We start from the raw sequence: 25,317 nt of genomic DNA on the forward strand, positions 1-25,317 counted from the left end.
TATTTGAATAGATAAAACGCTGAAAATTAGTTGATAAGCGCGTTAGGGATTGCAATGGAAAGCCCGACCGCTTGCCCTGAGCATACACGAAGGGTGGGGTAACGCCCTAATTGTTTGTAAAATAGATATTTAAAAATAAAATATGGCTTTGGCCCCTATTCTCGAATTTTCTTTTTACGCAATTCGAAATTCTGACCTAAGTACACCTTACGAACCATTTCGTCGTTTGCTAATTCTTCAGGTTCACCGGCTTTAAGGATACTACCTTCAAACATTAAGTATGTTCTATCTGTAATAGCAAGTGTTTCCTGTACGTTATGATCGGTAATTAAGATACCAATATTCTTTTTAGTTAATTGTGCTACAATACGCTGAATATCTTCCACAGCAACGGGGTCAACCCCTGCAAAAGGTTCATCTAAAAGAATAAAATTAGGATCGGTTGCTAGTGCACGAGCAATTTCTGTTCTACGACGTTCACCACCAGACAATAAATCGCCTCGGCTTTTTCTAATATGACCTAAACTAAATTCTTCAATTAGCGACTCCATTTTCATGAGTTGCTCTTTCTTACTTAATTTAGTAAGTTGTAATACACTTAAAATATTATCTTCAATACTTAGTTTTCTAAATACCGAGGCTTCTTGGGCTAAATAGCCAACACCGTTTTGTGCACGTTTGTACATAGGGTATTTTGTAATTTGTGTATTATCTAAAAAGATATGACCGCCATTTGGTTTAATTAAACCAACAATCATGTAAAAAGAGGTTGTTTTACCAGCACCGTTAGGTCCTAATAGACCAACAATTTCTCCTTGATTAACTTCTAGAGAAACATCTTTTACAACTTTTCGTCCGCTATAGGACTTCATTAAATTTTCGGCTCTTAAAATCATATTTTTTATATACTGAACGCTAAAAATAGTAAAATCATATACAACTATGATAACGTCTTGATTAATTCTTTAATAACTGTTTTGTGTTTCTAGCTTAAAACTTGTTCTCGATACTATCTTTATTACATGGGGTTTACTAAAAAACAATTTATTGTTTTTTAGCTATTTGCTTTTCTTTTCGCTTCTGGTTTCTAATTACAATTTTAGAAATATAGATACTTACTTGGTATAAAATTAAAATAGGAATCGCTACTATAACTTGACTCGCAATATCTGGCGGCGTAATAACGGCAGATAAAATAAGTACAATGACCAAAGCGTATTTTCTGTATTTTCTTAATATCTCTGGCGTTACCAATCCTATTTTGGTTAAAAAGTAAATAATAATAGGTAGCTCGAAAATTAGGCCAGAAGCTAGGGCAGAAGACCTCACTAAAGCGATATAAGAACTTATATCAATTTGATTGTCTACACGAGTAGATATGCTGTAGTTAGCTAAAAAATTAAGGGATAATGGCGTTACTATATAATAACCAAAAAGGACACCAATGAAGAATAGTAGTGATGAAATTACTATAAACCCGCGAGAATGTTTGCGTTCATTACTATGTAATCCAGGGCTAATAAATTTCCAGAGCTGATAAATAACGTATGGGAAGGAGATAATAAAGCCCCCCAAAATAGCGGTCCAAATATCGGCTGAAAATTGTCCAGCCATAGTTCGGTTTTGTAATATCATTGGCATTTCTTTAGCACAAAACGTGGTGTCCATAACAAAAAAGTTTGCCGTTTCACACAACATACTATATGTTGGAAAGCCCATATTTAGTGGCGCAAAAATGATATTATCGAAAACAAATCTGCTAAAAATAAATACTAGTGTGGCTACAATTATTACGGCTAAACAGATTCTAATTAGGTGCCAACGTAAATCTTCAAGATGATCTAAAAAAGACATCTCATTTATATCTTTTTTTGCCATTATATAATACCTTCTTTAATTAAATCGTGTAAATGTACAATACCTGCATATTTACCATGTTCCTCAACTAGTATCTGAGAAATGTCGTTGTTTTCCATAAGTTCTAAAGCGTCAATAGCCATAGCATCGGCTTGAATACGTTTTGGGTTATTACCCATAATATCTTTTGCTGTTAACCCAGAAAAATCATCTACTTTGGTTAACATTCTACGTAAATCGCCATCGGTAATAATACCTATAATTTCATCGTTTTCAACAACAGCTGTAACCCCTAGCATCTTTTCGGTTATTTCAACAATTACACTTTTAATATTCGTATTAGGAGTTACTTTTGGCTTTTGGTTTACAGAGCTAATATCTTTAACGCGCAGGTATAATTTTTTACCTAACGCGCCACCTGGATGATATTTAGCAAAATCGTTACTAGAAAATCCCCGTAGTTCTAGTAAGCAAACCGCAAGAGCATCACCAACAACAAGTTGCGCAGTAGTGCTTGTGGTAGGTGCCAAATTATTTGGGCATGCTTCCTTTTCTACAAAAGCATTTAAAATATAGTTAGCATGTTGCCCTAAAAAGGACTCTGGATTGCCTGTTATAGCAATTATTTTATTTTTTGAACTTTTTATTAGTGGCACCAATACTTTAATTTCTGGTGTATTTCCACTTTTAGATATACAGATTACGATATCTTCTTTAAGAATTAAGCCTAAATCTCCATGAATGGCATCTGCTGCATGCATAAAAATTGAAGGTGTACCAGTAGAGTTTAAGGTTGCTACAATTTTATTTGCTATTAAAGCGCTTTTGCCTATGCCTGTAATAATTACGCGCCCTTTCGATTTGTAAATGAGCTGTGTAGCCGCTGCAAAATCATCTGTAATTAAGCTTGCTAAGTTTAAAATAGCTTTGCTTTCCATTTCAATGGTTTGCTTAGCAATTTTAATTATGGCATTTTTATCTTTCAAAATTTATTGTTTTTTGAGTTGAGTTTTAAAGATTTTATTATCTTTAAATGTTAGTCAAATTGAATTTTTGTTGTAATTTGGAAATTGGTTACAAAACTAACGAAAAAAATATGAGGCTTCTCTTAATGTTTTATGAAATTATTTAAAATTGATTTATGTGCATTTTAGAGAAATAATTAAACAATAATTTTAAAATAATTCATGTCAATATCAAAAAACGACTTGCATGCCGCTCTAAAAAAGTATTTTGGGTTTAGTAAGTTTAAAGGGCTTCAAGAAAGTGTTATAGAAAGTATTTTAGCTGGACAGCACACCTTTGTAATAATGCCCACAGGCGGAGGAAAATCACTATGTTATCAATTACCAGCATTAATGCAAGAAGGTACGGCTATTGTTGTATCTCCTTTAATTGCTTTAATGAAAAACCAGGTAGATGCCATTAGAGGTGTTTCAAAAGAAAATGGTGTAGCACACGTGCTAAATTCTTCTTTAAATAAAACCGAAATAAAGCAGGTTAAAGAAGATATTGTTAATGGCGTAACTAAATTATTGTATGTCGCTCCAGAATCCTTAACCAAAGAAGAGAATGTCGAGTTTTTAAGAAGCGTAAAAATTTCGTTTTTGGCCATCGATGAGGCCCACTGTATTAGTGAGTGGGGACACGATTTTAGACCAGAATACAGAAACCTACGACACATTATAAAACGGATAGGCGATAATATTCCAATTATTGGGCTTACGGCTACCGCAACGCCTAAAGTGCAAGAAGATATTATTAAAAATTTAGGTATTGGCAATGCTAAAACCTTTAAAGCATCCTTTAACCGACCTAATTTATATTACGAAGTACGCCCAAAAACTAAGAATGTAGATGTCGATATTATTAGGTTCATTAAAAAGAACGAAGGTAAATCGGGCATTGTATATTGTTTAAGCAGAAAACGTGTTGAGGAGTTAGCACAAGTGCTTCAAGTAAATGGTGTAAATGCAGTACCATATCATGCTGGTTTAGATGCCAAAACGCGGTCTAGCCATCAAGATAAATTCCTTATGGAAGATGTGGATGTGGTTGTGGCTACTATTGCTTTTGGTATGGGAATAGATAAACCAGATGTGCGCTTTGTAATTCATCATGATATTCCAAAAAGTATAGAAAGTTATTATCAAGAAACAGGACGTGCAGGACGTGATGGTGGCGAAGGCCATTGTTTAGCATATTATGCGTACAAGGATATTGAAAAGCTTGAGAAATTCATGTCAGGTAAACCTGTTGCCGAACAAGAAATAGGGCAAGCCTTACTACAAGAAGTAGTTGCTTTTGCCGAAACATCCATTTCTAGACGAAAATTTATCCTGCATTATTTTGGCGAAGAGTTCGATAATGAAACAGGCGAAGGTGGCGATATGGATGATAATGTAAGGCATCCTAAAAAGCAGGTCGAGGCAAAGGATAATGTTAAGTTATTGCTAGAAACTATTGCTAACACGAATGAAAAATACAAATCTAAAGATTTAGTAAACGTTTTAATAGGTAAAGAAAACGCTTTAATTAACTCGCACAAAACAAACGAACAACCGTTTTTTGGTGGTGGTAAACATAAAGATAATAAATATTGGATGGCCTTATTAAGGCAAGTTTTAGTGGCTGGGTATCTTAAAAAAGATATAGAAACTTACGGCGTTATTAAACTATCGGAAGCGGGTAGAGAGTTCCCTAAAAAACCAGAATCTTTTATGATGACCGAAGACCATATTTTTGAAGGTGAACAAGAAGATGGTACCATTATTACAGCACAAAAAGGAGGTGGTGCTATTGCCGACCCTGTTTTAATGGGCATGTTAAAAGATTTACGTAAAAAGAATGCTAAAAAGTTAGGCGTTCCGCCGTTTGTTATATTTCAAGATCCATCATTGGAGGATATGGCCTTAAAATATCCCATTAACTTAACCGAATTGGCCAATGTACATGGAGTTGGCGAGGGTAAAGCTAAAAAATACGGAAAAGATTTTGTGGCCTTTATTGAAAAATATGTCGAGGAAAATGATATTACACGTCCAGACGATTTAGTTGTAAAATCTACAGGAACCAATTCTGCCAATAAGCTATACATTATTCAAAATATAGACAGGAAATTGCCCTTAGACGATATTTCGTCATCTAAAGGTATGTCGATGTCCGAGTTTATAAAAGAAATGGAAGCCATTGTGTTTTCGGGTACTAAGTTAAATATAGATTATTGGCTAAACGATATTCTAGACGAGGACCAGCAAGAAGAAATTCACGAGTATTTCATGGAATCTGAAACCGATAGCATTGGTTTAGCAATCGAGGAATTTGATGGCGATTATGACGATGAAGAACTGCGTTTATACCGTATTAAATTTATTAGCGAAGTAGCAAACTAAATGCATTTTAATAAATGATTTGGGCGCTTGCCTGCCGGCAGGCAGGTTACCCCAAAAGGGTCGGGCTTTACGTTACAAGTCCTCGCTCTTCCTTCGTCAGGCTGTGGGCTATCCACTTCAATCCCTAACGCGGGTGTGTTATTTAAAGATAGTGTTTGGAGTTTTTATTCTAGTTATAGCCATTTCCAATTGTAGCTATAATTTTCAATTTCAAAAATATTAACACCTAATATTTTAGCATCTTTAATTTCTTTTGCCAAATCCTCTCGTATAAAAATAATTTTCTCTAAAATACGATTGTCATTTTCTTTATAAGGAAATTGTCCTAAAAAAAATAAGGGCGCATTGTTAGGTGTTTTATGCTCTTCAATTTTTAAATGCGTTATTTTAGAAATGTTAAATATCTTACTCCAATCGTCATATATTTTATTATAAGTAGAATTTTTATAGTCTAAACAATTACTACCAGTCAGTGGGTTAAATAAAAAGTAATCTTCATTAAAAGCGGTGCCATTAGCTTTTACTTGTGCCTCAAAGTACTCGCCAATTACATCGTATTTTTCAAAAATGTTTTTTAAACTTTGAGAAATAAATAGCTTTCCTCCAACAGTTAATACAGGCGTTTCGATAGTACTTATTATGTTGCCTTCAATGTTTTTCTGATTTTGAATATAAAGAATTTTATTAAAGTTATACGTTGTTTCTTTACCATTAATAATCAAGGCATCCATTACAGCCTGAGATGTTTTTTGGTCTGCAAATTCGTATAACGATTTAGAATCGGCTAGTATTTTATATTTCATACTTAAAAAGGAATTAGTTTGCTCGAGGTTCGGTAATAGTATAGTTAAATATTATAAGTTTATTGCTGTGTCATATAGTCTTGATAACGTTTTACGTATGTACTATCATTAAGTCGTTTGGTCCAATGTATTAAATTGTCTTTCGATTCGTCAGTATCCAAAATATTAAACTGTACCAACAAATTTTCTCCTAATTCTTTTTGAAAAAAAACTTCGGTTCGAAGTTTCTCCAATACTTCAACGCATGATTCGAATAAGCTGTTTCTAAAATATTCGAAGTCTAATTCTTCATTGTCAATTTCCAAAGACACCATTTTACAAATTGCATTGAATGCTTCATTAGCCCCATTAGAAGTAAACCATTCGGCTGGTTCAAATTCATAGTAATCTTTGTGTTCTGGGTTTTGAGCTTGCATTTTTTTTAAATGAGTTTTAGTATTTGTAAACGGAACCACAGTCATTGCTCCATCATCACTTATTAATGCAAAAGAACAAATATCAGAACCATATTTCTGAATGTTTTCTTTAAAACATGTTTTAACGGCAAATTCAATTTTGCTTTTTAAAACTTCAAAATTAAAATTAGTATTCATAGTGCTTTTTAATGGTTTTGGTTAGGCTCAGTGTGGGAGTTGATAAATCAAGGATTTATTGAACGGTTCAATTAACTTAGACCTAGTTTTAATCTTCGTTAGTTTAAATTAATCATATACCTTTAGGCGGACAAAGTAAAGAAGCTAAAAAAAATGAGAATGTTATATATCCACATTAACTTTAGCTGTTGTTAACTTTTTGGCTATTTGTAATAATCTTACCTTATTAATCTTTTTTCTATAAATATTAACTCATTGCTACTTTATTTATATGCCAAATTAGCCTTCTAAAACTTCCTTTATCTAATGCTCTTTGTCCTGTAAGCATGCTTGTGAAAAAAACAGGTGTCCCTTTTAATTCTGTAGGTTTAATAATTTTTTCAGTTCCTAATTTTTCACAAAATTCAAAAACGAATTCAATTTTATTATTAATTTTTTTATCTTTTAGTAAATCTCTAGCTTTTGTATTACAAATCACAATAACCTTGGGTTTCGCTTTTAGAATTACCTCTTTTGAAATATCTAGTTGTCTACTAATAAATTTCTTTCCTATTTCCGTTTTTTCTATTTTGCTAATATATTTTTGTTGGGTTTCTCTAAAAAATAATAAGTCGATATCAGACCATAAAAGATTTGTATTTTCAGCAATTTCAACAAATTTTTTAAAGTATGGATATGAAATTCCCCAATTATTTTGTCCTTTTTGATTTATAGAAGCAAAGAAATTTCCATTTACAGATCCTTTAGCAAAAGAAGGATTTATACCGATAAATAATAATTGATTTTCTATTACATTATTATGTACTCCATAACCCCTTTCAATCACGTTTAATTCTGAAAACAGTTCATCGTTCCATATTTTATTCAATTCATTTTCAAATAAATCTTGAATATAAAATTCTTTAATCTTAGTAGTCATTTTTCATTGGGTTATAAGCCGAACGGTCTCGTATAACCGTCAGTTACGGGTTAAATTAGCGATTATTTTCGGTTTAGCACAGACGTTAGCAATTCCGAGTGGATTCGGACGTAGTCGAATCCGCCGTAATTGCGGTTATACATTGTTGTAGCCAGTTTTTTATTTCATTTTTTCTTTTATTTTCAGTAAGTCAGATATTCCCAAATTAAACCATTCTCCACGAATTCTTTTTTCATTAAATTCATTGTGTAAATCTTTTTCAGTCGATTTTGGTGAATTCCACATTGCAATAATTTCAGTTTCTGGGTCTTCTCCTTGAAGAGTTTTCTCTCTGACTTTTGGTTTTATACTTCGACCAATTTTAGTGTAACCATTTCTCGGATTAAACATAAGATAGATTTTATTGCCATTTTCTATTGATACACTTTCATTGTCTGTTGAAAAAATATGTTTAAAAGCTTCTTTTTTGTTTACGAACGGTACATAATCAATTCCTACTTTGTTTTTAACAATTAAAGTTCCGTTTTTGTCCGCAATTTCATTACCATAAGTGAACCGATTTAGTTTTTCTAACATTGTTCTTGTATGATTTTGAAACGTATTAAAGGTTTCAATTAAATCGGTGTCTTTTGGGTATTCTTGATTTATAACTTTCGCAAAACCAAGAGCGAAATCATTTCGTTTTTTCTCATTTATTTTAAATCTACAAACTAAACCACTTAATTCAGTTCTTTTGTTAATATAAAACAAGATATAGTTATTGTCGGTTTTATCATCTAAAAGCCAAATTCCGTAACAATGCTTATTTAATCCAGTCAATACATTGTTGATAGGACCATTATCAGATTCACTCATTTGAAAAATATCTTTTTCAGACAAATAATGACAATTTTTAGTTATAAATTTTTGAATGGAATTCTGCATTTTCTCAAATTGGCTACAACCTATTATAAAATAACGTTCACTATTCATATCCCGAAAACACATCAGAATATAACAAGTTTTTTTAATTGTTATCTCGTAAATATAATTAATTTTTCTTACAAATTGAAAGGCAAAACAAGTGTAGTCATTATAAAATAACAACCAAACTTGTTTGTTTATATTTAGGTTAAAATTTGCTTTAAATACGTGCTTCTAGCCACGCCTTTAATTCGTAAAAATTCTGAGGTGCTACACCATGGCCAACAGGAAATTCAGAATAGCTGTGTTTTATGTTTAAGGCGTCTAAAAACGGAGCTGTAAGTCTTGCCCAATCTACAGGTATTACCTGGTCTACACTACCGTGAGAACAGTAAAAATCTAAATTTGCGTAGTTTTTTGTGTCCATATCAGTAGGGAAAATATCTTTATTAATATAACCGCTAAGTGCCACTACATTTTTAATTTTCTCAGGGTAAGTTAATGCTACGGCGTAACTTAAAATAGACCCTTGGCTAAAGCCTAAAAGCGATACATTATTTTTGTTAACTGGGTAGGTGGCAATGGCTTCGTCTATAAATTTAGCAATTAAATCTCTTGAAGCTATAGCTTCCTCGTTATCACTCCATTTTCCTCTGTCTTCATCAAAATTAATGGCGTACCAAGCATTTCCGTATGGTTGCATGGTGTAAGGCGCCTTAACAGATATAATAAATAGCTCCTCTGGTAATTCGGCAGCAAATGAAAACAAATCGTTCTCGTCGCTTCCATAACCATGCATCATGATTAATAATGGTGCGTTTTCGGTTAAACTAGATTCGCGAACGATGTGTTGTAAAGAAAGTGATGGATTTGCCATGCTTTTATGTATTGCTTTTAGTGAAGTCTGGTTTTCTTAGGCTTCGGTATTTCATATTTTAGAATTACACCTTTAAAAGATGTATTAAGACCCTAAGTTTGAAAATATACGTTGGTATAAGTTACCTACAAGTGGAACAGCCTGTGCTTTTCGTGCTATAGCGTTAGAGAACCCATAAATAAAAAGGACAGCAAAAAACAAGTAAAACGAAGACGTTACTAGCCAACTATCAAAATTACCAATAATGTACCCTAAGGCAAAAAAAGTAAGCCAAAGTCCTAAGGATTGTCTAATATGAAAACTGGCAAAACCGCTTTTTTTATTGTCTTCATTATTTAAGTAATAGGCTATAATAACACCAAAAATGGTAATGTAACTTATTATGGCGTTTTGGCGCCCTTTATCTATATCTTGTTCTGTCATGTTATGATTTTAAAACCTTTTGGTTGTTTGCTATAATACCAAAAACGTGACCTTTTAGTGTTTCGTTTTCAAAAATAGCATTTTTAGATTTCGATGTAATATTTTGTTTCGAGAAGGTATATTTAGTATCCGGGTTAAAAAGCGTGATGTTAGCCATATTACCTACAGCTATAGGTTGTATTTCGGCTCCAAATCTAGCTTTACCTTTGGTTAGTACCTCGATGGTCTTTTTGGTCGTAAATAGACTTTGTAAGGCTCCAAAAGCACTTTCTAAACCAATGGTGCCGTAGTTGGCATGATCGAATTCTATCTTTTTTTCCTCAATGTCAATAGGTGTATGGTCGGTAGTAACCATATCAATGGTGCCATCTTTTACCCCAGCTATTAAAGCATCGATATCGGGTTGTGTTCTAAGCGGTGGTAATACTTTATAATTGGTATCGAAATCGGTTAATACCGCATCCGAAAAATACAGGTTATGTATGGCTACGCTACAGGTAACGTCTAATTTTTTATTTTTTGCTTCTCTAATTAATTCTACAGATTTTGCAGTAGAAATAGTTGGGATATGTAATTTTCCGCCTGTATATTCTAGTAAAAATAAATCTCTAGCCACTTGTAGCTCTTCGGCTAAAGCCGGAATACCTTTTAAACCTAAGCGTGTACTTGTTATGTTTTCGTTCATAACCCCATGTCCGGAAATTTTATTTTCCAGCGGAAAAGAGCATACCAAGCCATCAAAATTACTAGCGTATTGCAGTGCAATTTTCATGAGGTTAGGGTTAGAAATCGATTTTTTATAATCGTAAAACGCCACAGCTCCTGCGCTACGCATATCGTAAAGTTCTGCGATATCTGTACCTAAACTTCCTACGGTTAGTGCGCCAATAGGCAATAAACTAACGGCGTGGTTGTTGGCTTTAGAGTTTAAAAATGTAATATTAGCATTAGAATCTATTACTGGGTTGGAGTTGGCATTTACAGCCACACTTGTAAAACCAGAAAGTCCTGCAGTTTTTAAACCATTTTGTATGGTTTCGCGCTCCTCGTAACCAGGTTCGCCAAAACTTACACTACTATCGAACCAACCTTGAGAAATATGTAAATTCTCGAAATTAATTTCTTTGTAATTTTTAGGGTTTTCTATGCTGTTGGAAATCTTAGTAATCTTACCGTTTTCAATTAATACATCCTGAGTTGTGTTGTGAAACTCGCTTTTAGAATCTATGATTGTGGCAGATTTTATAAGTATGTTCATTTAAAGAATTTTAAGATGAGCATTTCAATAATCAATAACGCTAGTGCAAAAATAACAAACCATTTCCATAGCGCGTTAACTTTTGTGTCACTTTTTATAGTATCGAAAATTTCGGTAATTGAATCGCTAACAGTTACTTCTTGTAAAGCCGAAAGATCGTTGTAGTTTAAATTACTTTCGCTTCGGTTAAAATTGTAACTCAGTTTTTTTATGGTGTCGTTTTTAGTGGTTAATGCGTAAATACCGGCTTCCGATGGTTCATCGAAAGTGTTTATTACCACTTTATTGTTAAAATAGTGTTGTTTAGGTATCATGCTAATACCGTTTTTTTGTAATGAAAGTACCTCGTCCTGCTGCATTTTGGTATCCACATCAAAGGTGTTTTCTTGCCCAATACTGTAATATAATTCAGGAATTTTAAAACTCTGCTTTGCTACGTTATACAAGGTTGGCACAATTAAAGGCGAGTTTTTAAAGCTAGAATTGTCTGTATTTAATGCCGCAGTAAAAACAAAAGTGTTTTTAAACTGTCCTAAAAAGAGTTTACCATTTTCAAAATTTAAAACCGACGCTAATTGTTTGGTTGTAATAGGGTGGAAGCTATTAACTTTCGGGTATTGAAAGTTTTTAACTTGCTTCTCAAAAACACCATTACTGTACAAAGGGTGCGAGTAGTTTATGGTTGTAATGCGCTTTTCGGTATTGGTAATGGCATTAAAGCCACTGCTATAATTGGCTAATAATTGATTGTAAGACGCTAGGTTAATATCTTGCGCCGGAATTATTATAACCGATCCGCCTTGTGCCGAAAATTGTTTTAAAGCAGCATTTAAGGCAACAGGAATTGTTTTTAACTCGTTTAAAATAATGAGGTGTTGGTTGTCAATTAAATTATAGTTTAATTGGTTTTCTGGAGTGGCTAAAAAGTTGAATTCTGTGGGTGTGTAAATGCGTTTTAAAAACGAATCGGTTGTGCCGTTAATACTTAAAACATTAATTTTTGATGGTTTATTAATGTTGAAATAAAGGCTATTATCAAATTGTAAATTGGCATCGTTAATGCTTATTTTTCCATTGATGATTTGATTAACAGGAAGTGAAAATATAGCTTCAGATTCTTGCTGAATAGCTACCGAAGTTTTAGCAATTAGCTTGTTGTTGTTATACAATGAAACTGGTAAATTTTCAATTTCGGTACCGCTGTTTTTAAGAATTACTTTTAAGGCAATAGCTGTTGGTGTGGTTTCAGAAATGTAAAGACTATCAACCGAAATGTTGTTGGTGTTCACCGGACTGAGTTTTACAAAATTCAACCGGGTTAATGAATCTTTTTCTGTTTCAATTTGTGTGTTAATATATTGAAAGTCAGATATTAAAACAATATTGTTTAAAGTGTTTATTTTTTTGTTTAAAAACGATTTGCTTTTTAATAATGCCGCTTGTGTAGTGAGTTGATTTGTGGAATAATCGAGTTGTAATAAATCGTTTTTTATTGCCTTTATAGTTGTGTTTTTAAAAACAGCATCGTTGGTAAAAAGCGATATGGTTTCGTTTTCTGGTACCTGAGTTAGTATATCTTGCACTGCACGTTTTAGTAATTCGCCATGCGTGCCTTTGGCTTGCATGCTAAATGAATTGTCTAAGTAAATAACGGTTGCTTTGTCTTTTTTAAAGGCATCAGATTTTGATGTAAAAGGTTGCGCAAAAGCAAACACTAAAGCCGCTAAAAGTAATAACCGTGTTAACAGGGTTAACCACTTTTTTATTTGCGAACTTTTACGGGTTTGCAAAGTGGCTTCCTTTAAAAATTCCACATTAGTAAATTCGACTTTCTGGAACTTTCGTAACTGAAATAAATGAACAATAATAGGGATGAGCAGTAAAAATAATGCGTAAAGAAGTTCGGGGTGTTTAAACTGCATATTGTTTTAGATTGCCCAAATATAGAAAATGCATTTGAATTTATAAACGTGCTTTAAGGAATTTAGCATTTTATCTTTTACGTTTTTTAACAAAAGAAAACATAATCTTCTACAGATTTTAGTTTTAAAGCATTAAGATAGTTTCTTATGTCCTGTTGCGCTTCCTTATTAGCAACAGTGATAATGCTTTGCGGGTGTTTTACAGATTCCAGGTCCTTAAAAGGCCTTAAAATTTTGCCATAAATATCCTTACCAATTTTTTTGGGGTTATCGCAAATCCACTCGAAATCTATTTGTTTTTCAATAAGTGTTTTGGCTATAAACTTACCTTTGTTTCCGGCGCCCCAAACAAATAGTGTTTTTTCTGGTATGTAATCCAGTTCTAAAAAGTAATCTAATTTTAGTGGTATAAAATGGTTTTCGGCGTAATGCTCATTTGTTCTAGAGGTTCTATGGCTATAATCTCTCCAATCATGTAAAATGGTGTTGCACGGTATGCAGGTAAACCCATGTTTGTAGAACCTAAAGGCTAAATCGTAGTCTTCAGGATATCTGTTTGGGTTAAAAGCATCACAAGCTATAAAATCGTCTCTGTAAAGCATCCAACAAGGAGAGGGTATTACACATTCCTTGTAAATTTCAGAGTAATTTGTGCCTTTTTTGGTTAAGGCATTCAGCCAAATCTCATAACTTTTGTATCCTGCTTTTATGCCTTCTTCAGCAAAATAATGAACTAAACCAACAGCCAAATTACCTTTTCCGTGGTGCATTAAACTAGCGGCCATAACCTCTAGCTTGTTAGGTCGCATAATATCGTCGCTATCCATTCTAGTAATTAAATCGCCTTCACTTTTAGAGAAAGCCAATTGTAAAGCATCAATAATCCCGCTTCCAGAATTTTTAAAAAGTTTAATTCTGCTATCTTTTTTAGCAAATGCTTTAACCATAGTAAAGCTCGTATCGGTCGAGTTATCGTCAATTATAATAAGTTCCCAATTGGTATAGGTTTGGTTTATAATAGATTGGATACAGTCGCCTATAAATTCTTGCGTGTTTTTAAACGGAATTAATATACTTACTAGTAAATTTTGCATGTTGCGAATTTAACAAAACCTTAAGAAAGGAGACGGTAACAATATGGTAATTTGCGCGTCAATTAAAAAACTTTTAAAATTAATTTAATGTATACAAAAACACTATTCGCTTTATTTGCTGGTGCTGTGTTAGTTGGCTGTGGCTCAACTAAAAATGTTAGTAACGATTTAGCAACAAGTTTACCTATTGAGACTTCAATAAATTTATCTAACATTACAGATGATAAAGCACCTGTAACCATTAATCCTGGGCGTTTTACTACCCAAACGGTAACGTATAGACTGCCAAGGGTTATTCAAGGTACCTATTCGGTAAGTGATTTTGGGAAATATGTAGACAATTTTAAGGCTATCGATTATAACGGAAACGAAATGCCTGTAAAGAAAGTGGATACCAATACTTGGACCATTGAAAATGCTAAGCAACTAGATAAAATAACCTATTTAGTTAACGATACTTTCGATATTGAAATTGATGGCGGTATAGGAAAAGAAACACCGTTTTCGCCTGCAGGAACCAATATAGAGCCAAACAACTATGTTTTAAACCTACATGGATTTATTGGGTATTTTGATTCTTTAAAAAACAACCAATATAAGTTAGATGTTATTGCTGCTGCAGATTTAAAGCGTACTTCGGCTTTACAAAACGTAGATTCTCAAACTAGCGAAGATGGTAAAACCATGACCACTAGTTATTATGCACCTAGATATTTTGATATTACCGATAACCCAATGATGTACGGAAACTTAGATGTTGAAGAGTTTCAAGTTGGCGATATTAAAATTGTATTAAGTGTATATTCGCCTAATAAAGTACATTCGGCAAGATCGCTAAAAGATGTAGTTTATAAAATGATGCAGGCTCAAAAAGCCTACTTAGGCGATATTAATGCTACACCACGCTATGATATTTACTTGTATTTATCGGAAGGAGAAGACGATTCTCCTAAAGGTTTCGGCGCATTAGAGCACCACACATCAACAGTTGTTGTGTTGCCAGAATCTATGAACGAGGCTGCCATTGCATCAAGCATGACAGATGTTGTGTCGCATGAGTTTTTTCATATTGTAACACCGTTAAGTGTACACTCAGAAGATGTGCATTATTTCGATTACAACAATCCAACCTTCTCTAAGCATTTATGGATGTACGAAGGAGTTACAGAGTATTTTGCAACCTTATTTCAAGTTAACCAAGGTTTAGTAGACGAGGCTGAGTTTTATAATACCATTATGGAAAAAATAGAGGCCTCTAAGCGTTTAAACGATGCTATGAGCTTTACTATAATGAGCGAAAATATTTTAAAGGCACCGTATAAAGACGAGTATTTAAACGTGTACCAAAAAGGGGCGTTAATAGGCATGTGTATCGATATTATAATGCGCGAAGAAAGCAACGGAAACCGTGGTATCTTGTCGCTAATGAAAGAATTATCTAATAAATACGGAAAAAACAAACCCTTCGAAGATGATAAACTAATTAGCGAAATCACTGCTATGACTTACCCAGCCGTGGGAGAATTTTTAAACACGCACGTAGTTGGAGATATTCCAATTAACTACAACACGTTTTTCGAAAAGGCAGGTTTAGAAGTTGGCGAATCGCAAATAAAAGCCAATTACATTTTAATAAATGGTGCGCCAATAGTAAGCGGCGATCCAACAAAAGGTATCTTTTTTGTAGATAGCGTGTTAGAAAATAGTTTTTGGAAAGCGCAAGGGGCACAACCAAACGATATTATTAAATCTATAGATGGTACTGCTGTTACCCTACAAAATGCAAACCAAGTTTTAGGTCAGGTTTTCGGTTGGACACCAGGACTAGATGTTGAGGTTGTATTAGAACGAGATGGTAAAGAGGTGGTTATAAAAACAACAACTACCCAAGGGTATACCTCCGGGCAAGCATTAATAGAAAAGCCTAGTGCTACCAAAGCACAAATAGACTTACGTAACGCTTGGTTAAAGGGTTAAAAAAAACAATAAAGTAAAGTTTAAACGGTTGATGAACATGATGTTTATCAGCCGTTTTTTTATGGCGCTACCACACCCTTCGACTCCGTTCAGGGCAGGCGGTCGGGCTTTCCAATACAAGTCCTCGCTCCCCAAAAAGGTCGCTGTGGGCTTTCCTTTTCAATCCCTAGCGCGGGTTTATTTGCCGGTGTAGGTTATAAACTCACAGGTGTTTTGTGTATCCAGAATGCCATGATTTTTCAATGCTGTTAGTAGCAAGCGAGCTTAAAAAAAACTGTATTTTATGCGTTTCTCTGCGTTAGGGATTGTTGCGGCATCCTTTTTTTGCTGCCATAAATGGCAAAAAAAGACCTGCCTGCGGCGGGCAGGTATAGCGAAAAGCACGACCGCTGTCTAGTCCTGAAATATGGCTACAGGTTAATAATTAATTTAAGCTGATAATTTATATACCATATTTGGTGTTTTATAGTCTAAAGATAAGTGTAATCTTATTTCGTTATATAAATTAATTGCATTTTTTGCAGCTCTTTTTGCGTGAGCCACGTTATCAAAGGTTTGGTCGAGATAAAACTCGTCTTTTAAGATTCCATTTACACGTTCTGCCATAGCGTTCTCGTAACAATGATTTTCTTCTGTCATACTAATATCTATCTTTTTTCTTTTGAGTATTTGTGTGTATACATTGCTACAATATTGTATGCCTCTATCGGAATGATGTATGAGTCCATTAATGTTTTTAGCTTGATAAATAGCCTTTTTAAGCGCTCTCACACATCCTTTAAGCTCAAGGCTATCACTCAGGTCATACCCAACAATTTTCCTGGAATGGACATCAGTTATTAAAGCCAAGTAGCAAAAGCCTTTTATGGTTCTTATATAGGTTATATCAGATACCCAAACTTGGTTTGGTCTGGTAACTTCTATGTTCTTTATCAGGTTATTATATTTATAAAAACGATGATAAGAATTGGTTGTTCTAGCACTGGTTTTCTTTCTAAGTGTAAGCATATTGTGTTTTCTAAGGACGTTAAATAAGGTGTCTCTCCCGACTTTAAGATTGGCTTTAGTAAACTCATCATCTAATGATTTTATGAGTTTACGTACCCCTTCTCTAGGAAGGGATTTACGTTTTTTACTGACTATGTTAATAATCTGTTGTTCTTGTTTTAAACGCTTATCAGCTCTAGATTTGTATTTATAATACGCATCACGTTTATGCCCGAAACAATGACTTATAGTTGTTAAAGAGGCAAATCCCTTAGATTTTTCTTTCGCTTTGATTAAGGCTTTATGCTTAACTTTTTTTTTAGCTCAGCTACAGATTTATAGCCTAGATCTTCAGCGGCTACTTCTAGATAAGAATCTAATACCATAGCATCGAGATCCTTTTTAAGCAACAGTTTTTTAAGCTGTTCTATTTCTTTTTGAAGTGCTTTAATTCGTGATATTTCGTCTTTAGTTTCCACTTTTACTCTGGTGTTCATTAAATCTTTACGATTATACTTTTTAATCCACTCATTAACAGTTGTAGGTGCGATAGAGTAGAGCTTACAAAGTTCACTCTTTGTATGTTTTCCAATGCTAAGTTCGTCTAAAATTTTTAATTTGAAAGGTTCGCTGTAACGTCTAATTACTTTGTCGTTTTTATACATAATGTTTAAAATTATGTAGCCTTTATTCAGGACGGGTCACGCCTGGGCTCAGCGGAGTCGCAGGGTGTGGTAACGCCCAAATGCTATTTAGCAACAGTAAACCTAAAGGTTGTTCCAATACCTACTGTCGATTCTACGGTAATAGTACCTCCCAATTTGTTTATTAACGATTTTACCGTAAATAAGCCAATACCCGTACCTTTATTGCCTTTACTATCTTCGTGGTGGGCGGTATGGAATAACTCAAACAAAATAGGTAGTTTTTCTGGTTTTATACCATTACCATTGTCTTTTACATAAAAGATGTAATGCGTTTTATTTTCATCAAAATCAATACTAACTTCGGGTAATGTTTTAAAATTATATTTATAAGCATTATCCACTAAATTTAATAAAATCTGTTTTAAAGCATAGGTGTTTACATTGTTTAGCGACGCTGTTTTAAGGAGTTTAAAATTAGAATCGTTTAAGTTTAAAACCGTTTTAATCGAATTAAATACATCTTCTAATTTAGTTTCAATTTTATCCTTATGAATTAATTTTTCACTTTTATAATGTTTTAAAATACCATCAATATAAGCTCTTAAGGTATCGGCAGACTCTTCAATGTAATTTAAATATTCTAAATCAATTTCTGGGTGCGATGCCTTTAATTCATCCTTAAATAAACTGGTAAGTGAGGTTATATTTGCTAATGGCGATTTTAAATCGTGCGATACTTTGTTAGCAAAGGTGTTTAGCATATCATGACGCTCTTCTAGGGTGTGTAAGGTGTCATTTAATGTTTTGTTTTTTAATCTTAATTCAAAAAGCTGAACCACCTGTTTTGCCAAAATAATTAAAGCATCTTTTTGTTCTTGAGTAAACGATCTTGGTGTATTGTCGTAAACACATAGCGTTCCTAGGGCGTAACCATCAGGGTTAATCAACGGAACACCGGCATAAAAAGACACGTTATTTTCTGTAATAATGGGGTTGTCGTGAAAACGAACATCTTTTGTAGCATCTTCGACAATGAGTATTGGCTCGTTGCTTAAAATAGCATGTCCGCAAAACGAAATGTCTCTTGGAGACTCATTAAAATCTATACCGTAATGTGATTTTAAAAAATTCCTATCTTCATCTAACAGGGTAATTAACGAAATGGGCACCTTACAAATAGTTGCAACTAAAGTGGTAATGTTATCGTAATCTTCTTCAGGGAGAGTATCAAGTAAGTTATATCTTTTAACAGCATTTAAGCGTTTAAGTTCGTTAGGGGGCAAATTAGGGTTTATCATTAAAAAGTAGTCGAATTGCAGTGTTAAAGCTTACGTAAATGTATGTAGAGTAAATTACATTGCGTTAAAAACCTTCAAAAACTCCTAAACCAAATAAAGCAAAATCGTATTTAACAGGGTCGTTTGCATCTAATTTTCTTAATGCCGTATCAAGCTCAGTTAAAGCAACACCATCGTTTTGTTTGCGTTTTAGTAAACCTAATTTTCTAGCTACATTGCCCGAGTGTACATCCAATGGGCAAGATAGTTGGTTGGGCGACAGGCTATCCCAAATTCCAAAATCAACGCCTGTTTTATCGTTTCGCACCATCCAACGTAAAAACATGTTTATACGTTTTGCAGCCGATTTTTTTAACGGGTCGCTAACGTGTTTTTTGGTACGTTGTAAATGTTCAATCTCAAAAAACACAGATTTAAACTTCGATATAGCAAGCTGTAAGGAGTCTTTTTCGGCATGTTTAGCAAATACAGATTCTAATCCACCATGGTTTAAATATATATGTTGTAACGATTTTATAAACTGTATGCAGTCTTGTCCGTTAAACGTGCGGTGTACAAAAGGCGCAAGTCTGTCTAAATCGGTTTCTTCGTGGTTTATAACAAAATCGTAAGGTGAGTGATCTAGCAAATCCATTAACCTATTGGCGTTATTAATTATGCTTTTCCGGTTTCCCCAGGCAATGGTAGAGGTTAAAAACCCCGAAATTTCAATATCTTCTTTTTTTCTGAATTTATGCGGTATTTGTATCGGGTCGCTTTCAATAAACTTAGGGTTGTTATACTCTAAAACTTTAGCGTCTAAAAACTCTTTAAGTTCTGCCTGGGTAAGTTTTATTTGTTTTTCCTTCATAATTCAACAAAAATAAATGTAATTAGTTGAATAAATAAGAGACTTAATAGCTTATTAAAAAGAATTCGTGCTAAATGACAAGTAAAAAGGCAATTTTACCCATAATTGTATTATCCCAATTTTTTTGTACATCCTTATGGTTTGTAGGTAATGCCATTATTGGCGATTTGGTAATTAGCTTTAATTTAAACCCGTTGGCCTTAGGTAATTTAACTTCGGCACTACAATTTGGTTTTATTGCAGGCACTTTTATATTTGCTATTTTAACTATTGCCGATCGTTTTTCGCCATCCAAGGTGTTTTTTGTTAGCGCTATATTAGCCGCATTTTTTAATGTTTTAATAGCCTTTGGTTCGCACACGCTTTTAAGTTTAATAGCACTTCGTTTTTTAACCGGCTTTTTTCTGGCAGGCATTTATCCAGTGGGCATGAAAATAGCATCCGATTATTTCGAGAAAGGTTTGGGTAAATCGCTAGGTTTTTTAGTTGGTGCTTTAGTGTTAGGAACCGCTTTTCCGCATGTATTAAAAGGGGCTCCAGGTTTGTTTTTCTGGGAACATATGCTTTATGTTACATCTGGTTTAGCTGTTTTAGGTGGTGTTTTAGTGGTTTTATTAGTTCCCGATGGGCCTTATAAAAAAACCTTGCCTAAATTTGATGTATCTATGTGTTACAAGGTTTTTAAACTTAAAACATTTAGAAGTGCAGCTTTTGGTTATTTTGGACATATGTGGGAGTTATATGCTTTTTGGGCTTTTGTGCCTGTATTTTTAAAGGCGTATTCTAGTTACCATAATACAGCAGATTTTAATATTCCGTTGTACAGTTTTTATAGCATTGCCATTGGAAGTTTAGGTTGTGTAATTTCTGGTTATTTATCGCAGCGTTTTTCTAGTAAAAAAGTTGCCGCCACGGCACTTGCTTTATCTGGCTTATGCTGTTTGGTTTCGCCGCTTTTTTTTATGATAAATTCAGAAATTACTTTTCTGCTATTTTTAATGTTTTGGGGAATGGTTGTTATTGCAGATTCGCCATTGTTTTCAACTTTAGTGGCTCAAAATGTAGACGCGGCATCTAAAGGTACAGCATTAACTATTGTTAACTCTATTGGTTTTGCTATTACCATTATAAGTATTCAGCTTTTAAATTATTTACAAACCGAGGTAGAGGTAAAGTATCTGTTTTTAGTATTGGCTATTGGTCCCGTTTTAGGGTTGTATGCGCTTTACAATAAAAGTTAGTCTATTATATTACCATCAACCATTACTAATTTTCTATCGGCCATATTTGCCAAATCTTCATTGTGTGTTACAATTACAAAGGTTTGACCAAACTCATCACGTAGTTTAAAAAAGAGGTTGTGTAAATTGTCGGCAGATTCGCTATCTAAATTACCCGAAGGTTCATCGGCAAAAATGAGTTCTGGATTATTTATTAAAGCGCGTGCTACTGCTACTCGCTGTTGCTCACCACCCGAAAGTTCGTTAGGTTTATGGTTGTATCTATGCGATAATCCTAAAAAATCTAGGAGTTCCTTGGCACGTTTTTCGGCATCGGTCTTTTTTGTGCCTTTTATAAATGCAGGTAAGCACACATTTTCAATGGCTGTAAACTCAGGAAGTAATTGATGAAATTGAAATATAAACCCAATATGCTCATTTCTAAACTTAGCTAAAGCTTTGTCCTTAAGCGTTGTTATATTGGTGTTGTTTATAAGTAATTGGGAATCTGCTTTAACCGAAGCTTTATCCAAAGTACCTAAAATATGCAATAAGGTTGTTTTTCCGGCACCCGAAGCTCCAACTATAGAAACTATTTCGCCTGTATTAATTTGCAGGTTAACACCGTTTAAAACTTGTAAATCGCCGTAGTATTTATGAATGTTTTTTGCTTGTATCATCTAAAATAAATAACAGACGTGAAATTACTATTTAATACGGTTATAGCAAATGTTTATTGACGAATATGTTTTATTAATAGAAGATTTAATTGTGAATTCTATTTTATGCTTATATTTAAATATTATTTTGTTTTACAATAAACTTGCACAAACAAGTTGACTTTATAGAATTAATTATGCCATATAAGAGTTTTGAGGAATACAGTGATGATGTTACTGATAATGTTAAAAATAAATACCAAGAAATTATTACAGATTTAGGTGAAGATACTAGTCGTGATGGCTTGTTAAAAACACCAGAGCGTGCTGCAAAAGCAATGCAGTTTTTAACCCAAGGTTACGATCAAGATCCGGTTGAGATTCTTAAAGGCGCTATGTTTAAGGAGTCTTATAACGAAATGGTAATTGTAAAAGATATTGAATTGTACTCGCTTTGCGAACACCATATTTTACCATTTTTTGGTAAGGTGCATATCGCTTATATTCCTAATGGGCAAATTGTTGGTTTAAGTAAATTACCTAGAATTGTTGATGTGTTTGCAAGACGTTTACAAGTGCAAGAACGCTTAACTCAACAAATTTTAGATTGTATAAATGATACCCTAAATCCACAAGGTGTTGCAGTTGTTATTGAGGCTTCGCATATGTGTATGATGATGCGTGGTGTACAAAAGCAAAATTCTACCACAACAACTTCTGGTTTTAGAGGTCAGTTTGAAAAAATTGAAACTAGAAATGAGTTTTTAAAGCTTATTGGAAAGTAATTCGTTTTTTAAATTTGGTATGTTTCTTGCTATAGTCTTAGTAAAGAAACAATTATGAATTTAGAAAATTTAAGTAAATATAAAAAGCTCGGGCTTAGTCTAGTGTTTGATGCCATTGGTATGTTAACCATATTCGATATTATTTGGGCACCAGCATCTGGGTATTTAATGAGTAAAATGTATAAAGGTACCAAAGGTAAAGTAGCTGGTGTCATTTCGTTTATAGAAGAAATTATTCCAGGGTTTGATGTTATTCCAACCTTTACTATTATGTGGCTTTTAACCTATGTATTTCAAAAGGAAGAAGAAACCATTCTTGAAGTTTAAAACATCAGATTTAAGCTGTTGTAATTAGATATACTAATTATTTTTTATCGGTTTTTAGCGCAGGGGTTTTATCACTTATAGAATAGCCATCGGTTGAAAACGAGAAGCTCTTATTATTAAATTGCCCAATCATAATAGCCTGAATTAATGGTCTTGTGTTTCGGTTTTTAGCACTTACTTCTACAATAAAATTAGCGCCAGAACCACCGCTAGTATCTTCTTTTTCAATAACATAGTTAACAGTTGCCATGGGGTTTAATATAATGGTGTTGTTTATATAATTTTTCACCAAGGTTCCTCCGGTATTATAATAATCTATTTTAGAGATATATAAGGTGTCATTAATACTTGTGTTTCTAATGCTTAAGGTAGCAGCAAGTAAATGTTCTGGGTTATTGTTATCAATATATATGTCCGAATATATAGGAACATAAATAAGATCCTTAAAATTTACAAGGTCTTTATCTAAAGTTTGTTCAACTTCAAGAGACTTTAATTCGTCTTCTCCCGATTTATTAAGATTCGGATTTTGGTTTTGGCAGGAATTTAAAATCAATGTTAGTATGCAGAAAAATAAGATTCTCATCTTGTAAGTCATTTTAAGAATTTTTATAAAAATACTAGTATTCAACTTATTTTTAAGGGTTAAATATAAATTTGTTTTTCGGGTAAAATTAAAATCGGCTGTAAAGCCTTGTTTTATAGGGGTGTAATGACTTTTAATATAGTTGCCGTAAATTAATTAGAGAATAAAGTATATCCACAATAATTCCAATATTCAATCTTTCAAAAATTGTTAACAAGTACCACTTAAATAACTATTTTAATTTTGTAAATTTGCCTGCGTTTATAAGCGCAACATGACAACTACAGCAAAATACATATTTGTAACCGGTGGGGTTACATCATCATTAGGAAAAGGTATCATAGCAGCATCTCTGGCTAAATTACTTCAAGCTCAAGGCTATAGGGTTACCATCCAAAAATTAGATCCTTATATAAATGTCGATCCAGGAACTTTAAACCCTTACGAACATGGCGAATGTTATGTTACCGAAGATGGGGCAGAGACCGATTTAGATTTAGGACATTACGAACGTTTTTTAAACAGACCAACAAGTCAGGCTAATAACGTAACTACAGGTAGAATTTACCAAAGTGTTATTGAAAAAGAGCGTCGTGGTGAGTTTTTAGGTAAAACGGTTCAAGTCGTTCCTCATATTACTAACGAGATTAAAGAGCGTATTCAAAAACTTGGGAAATCTGGCGATTATGATATTGTAATAACCGAAATAGGTGGTACCGTTGGTGATATTGAATCCTTACCATACATAGAAGCTGTTCGTCAATTACGTTGGGATTTAGGAGAAAACAATGGCATAGTTATACACTTAACATTGGTGCCTTATTTATCGGCTGCGGGTGAGTTAAAAACAAAACCTACACAACATAGTGTTAAGACTTTAATGGAAAGCGGTGTGCAAGCTGATGTTCTAGTGTGTAGAACAGAGCATGATTTGCCTAGCGATTTACGCCGCAAATTAGCATTGTTTTGTAACGTTAAAGAAGAGGCTGTAATTCAATCTATAGATGCTTCAACCATTTACGATGTACCTAATTTAATGCTTGAAGAAGGCTTGGATAAAGTGGTGCTTAAAAAATTAAAACTTAAAAGTACCAAACCAGATATCGATCAATGGAATGAATTTGTGCATCGTCATAAAAATCCTAAAACCGAAATTACTATTGGTTTAATAGGTAAATATGTAGAGTTACAAGATTCTTATAAATCTATCCTAGAAGGCTTTATTCATGCTGGAGCGGTTAATGAGGTAAAGGTAAATGTAGAATCGGTACATTCAGAATACATAAATAAAGATAATGCAAAATTAAAATTAGGACATCTTGACGGTGTTTTAGTAGCTCCCGGTTTTGGCGAACGTGGTATTGATGGTAAAATTGATGCAGTACAGTTTGTTAGAGAAAATAATATTCCGTTTTTAGGAATTTGCTTAGGTATGCAAATGGCGGTTATAGAATTTTCAAGAAACGTATTGGGTATTAAAGATGCGGCGTCAACCGAAATGGATACGACTACTGCTAATCCAGTAATAGGATTAATGGAAGATCAAAAAAATATTACCGATAAAGGTGGTACCATGCGTTTGGGTGCTTGGGCTTGCGATTTAAAAATGGGTAGTAAAGTTCGCGATATTTATAAAGCCGAAAGCATTACAGAACGTCATAGACATCGTTATGAATTTAACGGCGCCTACAAAGAAAGAATTGAAGCTGCAGGTATGTTGGCAACAGGATTAAACCCAGATACAGGTTTAGTAGAAATTGTTGAAGTACCTGAACATCCTTGGTTTATTGGGGTACAATATCACCCAGAATATAAGAGTACCGTTGCTAATCCGCATCCTTTATTTGTGGCTTTCGTTAAAGCAGCACTAAATCATAAAAAAAAGAGTAAATAATGCCACTATGGCACAATTGTAAGATTGGATAGCTATTTGATAGCTT

At 33.6% G+C, this 25,317-nt stretch carries 24 protein-coding genes; 6 read left to right on the top strand and 18 right to left on the bottom strand.

Annotated features, from left to right (window positions below; all coding sequences use genetic code 11):
* Positions 1-155: 155 nt before the first annotated feature.
* The 3 genes from lptB to BMY96_RS05290 all read right to left on the bottom strand — a co-directional run bounded on the left by lptB (position 156) and on the right by BMY96_RS05290 (position 2,795).
* The gene (gene lptB / locus BMY96_RS05280) at positions 156-896 is read right to left on the bottom strand and encodes an LPS export ABC transporter ATP-binding protein (protein ID WP_092850015.1); all 741 of its coding nucleotides are present in this window, start codon (positions 894-896) and stop codon (positions 156-158) included.
* A gap of 148 nt (positions 897-1,044) precedes the next feature.
* Positions 1,045-1,878 carry a twin-arginine translocase subunit TatC gene (tatC, locus tag BMY96_RS05285; protein ID WP_092850017.1) on the bottom strand — a complete coding sequence of 278 codons (834 nt, stop codon included), beginning with the start codon at positions 1,876-1,878 and terminating at the stop codon, positions 1,045-1,047.
* The gene (locus tag BMY96_RS05290; RefSeq protein ID WP_432416256.1) at positions 1,878-2,795 is read right to left on the bottom strand and encodes a KpsF/GutQ family sugar-phosphate isomerase; all 918 of its coding nucleotides are present in this window, start codon (positions 2,793-2,795) and stop codon (positions 1,878-1,880) included. The genes tatC and BMY96_RS05290 overlap by 1 nt, the downstream gene beginning before the upstream one ends.
* A gap of 249 nt (positions 2,796-3,044) precedes the next feature.
* On the opposite strand from BMY96_RS05290, the gene BMY96_RS05295 reads away from it, so the two are divergent.
* Positions 3,045-5,249 carry an ATP-dependent DNA helicase RecQ gene (locus tag BMY96_RS05295; protein WP_092850021.1) on the top strand — a complete coding sequence of 735 codons (2,205 nt, stop codon included), beginning with the start codon at positions 3,045-3,047 and terminating at the stop codon, positions 5,247-5,249.
* 173 nt (positions 5,250-5,422) lie between these two features.
* On the opposite strand, the gene BMY96_RS05300 is transcribed toward BMY96_RS05295, so the two are convergent.
* The 9 genes from BMY96_RS05300 to BMY96_RS05340 form a co-directional block, all read right to left on the bottom strand.
* Positions 5,423-6,052, bottom strand: coding sequence for an imm11 family protein (locus BMY96_RS05300; RefSeq protein WP_092850024.1), 630 nt, complete (start codon positions 6,050-6,052; stop codon positions 5,423-5,425).
* Positions 6,053-6,111: 59 nt separating this feature from the next.
* Complete coding sequence (locus tag BMY96_RS05305; RefSeq protein ID WP_092850026.1) at positions 6,112-6,645, bottom strand: DUF4303 domain-containing protein; 534 nt, start codon at positions 6,643-6,645, stop codon at positions 6,112-6,114.
* A gap of 247 nt (positions 6,646-6,892) precedes the next feature.
* Positions 6,893-7,564, bottom strand: a complete 672-nt coding sequence (locus BMY96_RS05310) for a hypothetical protein (RefSeq protein ID WP_092850028.1) — start codon at positions 7,562-7,564, stop codon at positions 6,893-6,895.
* 159 nt (positions 7,565-7,723) lie between these two features.
* Complete coding sequence (locus BMY96_RS05315) at positions 7,724-8,443, bottom strand: GIY-YIG nuclease family protein (RefSeq protein WP_175473519.1); 720 nt, start codon at positions 8,441-8,443, stop codon at positions 7,724-7,726.
* 244 nt (positions 8,444-8,687) lie between these two features.
* Complete coding sequence (locus BMY96_RS05320; protein ID WP_092850033.1) at positions 8,688-9,344, bottom strand: alpha/beta hydrolase; 657 nt, start codon at positions 9,342-9,344, stop codon at positions 8,688-8,690.
* An 84-nt stretch (positions 9,345-9,428) separates the two neighbouring features.
* Complete coding sequence (locus tag BMY96_RS05325; protein WP_092850035.1) at positions 9,429-9,767, bottom strand: hypothetical protein; 339 nt, start codon at positions 9,765-9,767, stop codon at positions 9,429-9,431.
* A gap of 1 nt (position 9,768) precedes the next feature.
* Positions 9,769-11,025: a dihydroorotase gene (locus BMY96_RS05330; protein ID WP_092850037.1), complete on the bottom strand. Its 1,257-nt coding sequence runs from the start codon at positions 11,023-11,025 to the stop codon at positions 9,769-9,771.
* A complete protein-coding gene (locus BMY96_RS05335; protein ID WP_092850039.1) occupies positions 11,022-12,947 on the bottom strand; it encodes a BatA domain-containing protein in 1,926 nt (641 codons plus the stop codon). Before BMY96_RS05335 ends, BMY96_RS05330 begins: the two co-directional genes overlap by 4 nt.
* Before the next feature lie 86 nt (positions 12,948-13,033).
* Positions 13,034-14,041, bottom strand: a complete 1,008-nt coding sequence (locus BMY96_RS05340) for a glycosyltransferase family 2 protein (protein ID WP_092850042.1) — start codon at positions 14,039-14,041, stop codon at positions 13,034-13,036.
* Between the two features lie 87 nt (positions 14,042-14,128).
* On the opposite strand from BMY96_RS05340, the gene BMY96_RS05345 reads away from it, so the two are divergent.
* Entirely contained in the window at positions 14,129-16,018 is a 1,890-nt protein-coding gene (locus tag BMY96_RS05345; RefSeq protein WP_092850044.1) for a M61 family metallopeptidase, read from the top strand.
* 429 nt (positions 16,019-16,447) lie between these two features.
* On the opposite strand, the gene BMY96_RS05350 is transcribed toward BMY96_RS05345, so the two are convergent.
* The 4 genes from BMY96_RS05350 to BMY96_RS05365 form a co-directional block, all read right to left on the bottom strand.
* Entirely contained in the window at positions 16,448-17,299 is an 852-nt protein-coding gene (locus BMY96_RS05350; RefSeq protein ID WP_139205217.1) for an IS3 family transposase, read from the bottom strand.
* On the bottom strand, positions 17,299-17,670 hold the full coding sequence (locus BMY96_RS05355) for a transposase (RefSeq protein ID WP_092850049.1): 372 nt from the start codon (positions 17,668-17,670) through the stop codon (positions 17,299-17,301). The genes BMY96_RS05350 and BMY96_RS05355 overlap by 1 nt, the downstream gene beginning before the upstream one ends.
* Positions 17,671-17,753: 83 nt before the next feature.
* Complete coding sequence (locus BMY96_RS05360) at positions 17,754-18,950, bottom strand: GAF domain-containing sensor histidine kinase (RefSeq protein WP_092850051.1); 1,197 nt, start codon at positions 18,948-18,950, stop codon at positions 17,754-17,756.
* 64 nt (positions 18,951-19,014) lie between these two features.
* Positions 19,015-19,800, bottom strand: a complete 786-nt coding sequence (locus BMY96_RS05365) for a TIGR02757 family protein (protein ID WP_092850054.1) — start codon at positions 19,798-19,800, stop codon at positions 19,015-19,017.
* 74 nt (positions 19,801-19,874) lie between these two features.
* Here BMY96_RS05365 and BMY96_RS05370 point away from each other — a divergent pair, with 74 nt between their 5' ends.
* Positions 19,875-21,041, top strand: a complete 1,167-nt coding sequence (locus BMY96_RS05370) for an MFS transporter (RefSeq protein ID WP_092850055.1) — start codon at positions 19,875-19,877, stop codon at positions 21,039-21,041.
* Here the strand turns inward: BMY96_RS05370 and BMY96_RS05375 are convergent.
* Complete coding sequence (locus tag BMY96_RS05375; RefSeq protein ID WP_092850057.1) at positions 21,038-21,700, bottom strand: ABC transporter ATP-binding protein; 663 nt, start codon at positions 21,698-21,700, stop codon at positions 21,038-21,040. The two genes, BMY96_RS05370 and BMY96_RS05375, sit on opposite strands and share 4 nt — an antisense overlap.
* Positions 21,701-21,876: 176 nt before the next feature.
* Here BMY96_RS05375 and folE point away from each other — a divergent pair, with 176 nt between their 5' ends.
* The gene (folE, locus tag BMY96_RS05380) at positions 21,877-22,464 is read left to right on the top strand and encodes a GTP cyclohydrolase I FolE (protein WP_092850059.1); all 588 of its coding nucleotides are present in this window, start codon (positions 21,877-21,879) and stop codon (positions 22,462-22,464) included.
* Between the two features lie 54 nt (positions 22,465-22,518).
* The gene (locus BMY96_RS05385; RefSeq protein WP_092850062.1) at positions 22,519-22,791 is read left to right on the top strand and encodes a hypothetical protein; all 273 of its coding nucleotides are present in this window, start codon (positions 22,519-22,521) and stop codon (positions 22,789-22,791) included.
* Positions 22,792-22,828: 37 nt separating this feature from the next.
* Here BMY96_RS05385 and BMY96_RS05390 read toward each other — a convergent pair whose 3' ends face one another.
* Positions 22,829-23,377, bottom strand: coding sequence for a DUF3124 domain-containing protein (locus tag BMY96_RS05390; RefSeq protein WP_217639586.1), 549 nt, complete (start codon positions 23,375-23,377; stop codon positions 22,829-22,831).
* Positions 23,378-23,651: 274 nt separating this feature from the next.
* Here BMY96_RS05390 and pyrG point away from each other — a divergent pair, with 274 nt between their 5' ends.
* The gene (gene pyrG, locus BMY96_RS05395; protein ID WP_092850067.1) at positions 23,652-25,271 is read left to right on the top strand and encodes a CTP synthase; all 1,620 of its coding nucleotides are present in this window, start codon (positions 23,652-23,654) and stop codon (positions 25,269-25,271) included.
* Positions 25,272-25,317 lie beyond the last annotated feature (46 nt).

Origin of the sequence: Algibacter pectinivorans (assembly GCF_900112595.1) — a bacterium.
In the GTDB taxonomy this organism is placed as follows: Bacteria; Bacteroidota; Bacteroidia; order Flavobacteriales; family Flavobacteriaceae; genus Algibacter_B; species Algibacter_B pectinivorans.

Bases quoted from the DNA above. Each gene is read 5' to 3' on its own strand.
- BMY96_RS05305 (WP_092850026.1), bottom strand. From the start codon at position 6,645: ATGAATACTAATTTTAATTTTGAAGTTTTAAAAAGCAAAATTGAATTT.
- BMY96_RS05340 (WP_092850042.1), bottom strand. From the start codon at position 14,041: ATGCAAAATTTACTAGTAAGTATATTAATTCCGTTTAAAAACACGCAA.
- pyrG (WP_092850067.1), top strand. From the start codon at position 23,652: ATGACAACTACAGCAAAATACATATTTGTAACCGGTGGGGTTACATCA.
- BMY96_RS05300 (WP_092850024.1), bottom strand. From the start codon at position 6,052: ATGAAATATAAAATACTAGCCGATTCTAAATCGTTATACGAATTTGCA.
- BMY96_RS05370 (WP_092850055.1), top strand. From the start codon at position 19,875: ATGACAAGTAAAAAGGCAATTTTACCCATAATTGTATTATCCCAATTT.
- BMY96_RS05295 (WP_092850021.1), top strand. From the start codon at position 3,045: ATGTCAATATCAAAAAACGACTTGCATGCCGCTCTAAAAAAGTATTTT.
- BMY96_RS05335 (WP_092850039.1), bottom strand. From the start codon at position 12,947: ATGCAGTTTAAACACCCCGAACTTCTTTACGCATTATTTTTACTGCTC.
- BMY96_RS05385 (WP_092850062.1), top strand. From the start codon at position 22,519: ATGAATTTAGAAAATTTAAGTAAATATAAAAAGCTCGGGCTTAGTCTA.
- folE (WP_092850059.1), top strand. From the start codon at position 21,877: ATGCCATATAAGAGTTTTGAGGAATACAGTGATGATGTTACTGATAAT.
- BMY96_RS05290 (WP_432416256.1), bottom strand. From the start codon at position 2,795: ATGGAAAGCAAAGCTATTTTAAACTTAGCAAGCTTAATTACAGATGAT.
- BMY96_RS05345 (WP_092850044.1), top strand. From the start codon at position 14,129: ATGTATACAAAAACACTATTCGCTTTATTTGCTGGTGCTGTGTTAGTT.
- lptB (WP_092850015.1), bottom strand. From the start codon at position 896: ATGATTTTAAGAGCCGAAAATTTAATGAAGTCCTATAGCGGACGAAAA.
- BMY96_RS05325 (WP_092850035.1), bottom strand. From the start codon at position 9,767: ATGACAGAACAAGATATAGATAAAGGGCGCCAAAACGCCATAATAAGT.
- BMY96_RS05390 (WP_217639586.1), bottom strand. From the start codon at position 23,377: ATGAGAATCTTATTTTTCTGCATACTAACATTGATTTTAAATTCCTGC.
- BMY96_RS05320 (WP_092850033.1), bottom strand. From the start codon at position 9,344: ATGGCAAATCCATCACTTTCTTTACAACACATCGTTCGCGAATCTAGT.
- BMY96_RS05310 (WP_092850028.1), bottom strand. From the start codon at position 7,564: ATGACTACTAAGATTAAAGAATTTTATATTCAAGATTTATTTGAAAAT.
- BMY96_RS05365 (WP_092850054.1), bottom strand. From the start codon at position 19,800: ATGAAGGAAAAACAAATAAAACTTACCCAGGCAGAACTTAAAGAGTTT.
- BMY96_RS05360 (WP_092850051.1), bottom strand. From the start codon at position 18,950: ATGATAAACCCTAATTTGCCCCCTAACGAACTTAAACGCTTAAATGCT.
- BMY96_RS05375 (WP_092850057.1), bottom strand. From the start codon at position 21,700: ATGATACAAGCAAAAAACATTCATAAATACTACGGCGATTTACAAGTT.
- BMY96_RS05330 (WP_092850037.1), bottom strand. From the start codon at position 11,025: ATGAACATACTTATAAAATCTGCCACAATCATAGATTCTAAAAGCGAG.
- tatC (WP_092850017.1), bottom strand. From the start codon at position 1,878: ATGGCAAAAAAAGATATAAATGAGATGTCTTTTTTAGATCATCTTGAA.
- BMY96_RS05355 (WP_092850049.1), bottom strand. From the start codon at position 17,670: ATGTATAAAAACGACAAAGTAATTAGACGTTACAGCGAACCTTTCAAA.